Consider the following 1163-nt stretch of genomic DNA (forward strand, 5'->3'; position numbering starts at 1 on the left):
ACACCGGAGGGGACCGGGATCATCCGCGCAGCACCGTCATCACGCGCCGCAGCGCAGCAGCGCTGATCCCCTCGGCAACCCGAACCGCCGTGCCATCCGGCAGCACGATCTCGATGCGGCTATCCGCCTGATTCTCAGGGTTGACGGGCGCCTCGGCCACCGACCCCTGCGGTTCTGGCGCGGACAACTCCGGCACGATCCTCAGTGGCAGGAAGCCCGGCGCCTCTGGCACCAGCTTGCCGTGCCGTTGCGCGTCCCGCCACTGCCACAACAGGCCACGGCTCACATCGTGCCGGCGCGCTACGTCGCTGAACCGGACGCCCGGCTCGTCGAGCTCGGCCAGGATCCGCAGTTTCTCGTCGTCCCGCCAATGGCGGCGCCGCTCGACGCCGGTGATAATCTCCATCCCGCACCCCATCCGTTGCCCTTAACGGCGCTCGAAAGAACGCACGTAAGATCAAAAGACAGGTTCAACCCTCGGCCGGAAGGCGGCCCTCGGCGGAGGGGTACACAGCGGCGCCCTCGAGGCCGTCTTTCGCCGCCATGCCGGCCTGTTGCAAAGGGCCCGCGCCACGTCGGGCGCGGCCAGCCTGGCGATCGATGGCAAGACGCTACGCGGCTGCTTCGACCAGTCTCGCGACCGCGCCGCCGCACAGGTGCTCGGCGTCTTCGCCACCGGCACCGCGCTGGTGCTGGCGCACAGCGACATCGAAGAGAAGTTCAACGAGATCCCGGCCGCCCAGGCACTGTTCGGCAGCTCGGCCTCGCTGGTCACCCTCGATGCCCTATACTGCCAAAGAAAACCTTTTGAAGCCGGCGCAGCTGTCCTGATAGACCTGATTATACAGCTCCAGGACAACCAGCCAATTCTGCAGCAGCAGGCGAAGGATCTCTGCACCGGTGCTACACCGCCTTCGCACGTCAGCAGCCGCAATCGCGGCCGTAATCGGCAGGAGGAGCTCAGCGTCGCTATCTCTCCCAGGACCACTTCCGCGCCGCCATCGCCGGCCTCGATCGCTTTCTCAAAATCCTCCGCATTCCAGAGCGTTGAACAGCCCTGAGGTGGCAGGTCAAATACGCAGCCGTCGCTCCTTGCGACCGCTACTGCCCGTAGCTGGTGACCAAGTAGTCCACGATCGCTTTTACATCCGCCTCCTCAATCG

The 1163-nt window shown here is 65.7% G+C and carries 1 protein-coding gene and 1 pseudogene; one reads left to right on the forward strand and one right to left on the reverse strand.

The annotated features are described in order from the left end of the window. Window positions 1–19: 19 nt before the first annotated feature. Window positions 20–406 (reverse strand): IS66-like element accessory protein TnpA, encoded by a 387-nt coding sequence (gene tnpA / locus QWZ14_RS29155; RefSeq protein ID WP_290320576.1) that lies wholly within the window; start codon window positions 404–406, stop codon window positions 20–22. A gap of 121 nt (window positions 407–527) precedes the next feature. On the opposite strand from tnpA, the pseudogene QWZ14_RS29160 reads away from it, so the two are divergent. Continuing rightward, window positions 528–1061 (forward strand): annotated as a pseudogene (locus QWZ14_RS29160) (ISAs1 family transposase); the annotation flags it as partial. Window positions 1062–1163 lie beyond the last annotated feature (102 nt).

Origin of the sequence: Paeniroseomonas aquatica (genome assembly GCF_030409335.1) — a bacterium.
In the GTDB taxonomy this organism is placed as follows: domain Bacteria; phylum Pseudomonadota; class Alphaproteobacteria; order Acetobacterales; family Acetobacteraceae; genus Belnapia; species Belnapia aquatica.

What these genes read in the sequence shown, in the direction of transcription:
- tnpA (WP_290320576.1), bottom strand. Translation starts at nt 406, where the DNA reads ATGGAGATTATCACCGGCGTCGAGCGGCGCCGCCATTGGCGGGACGAC.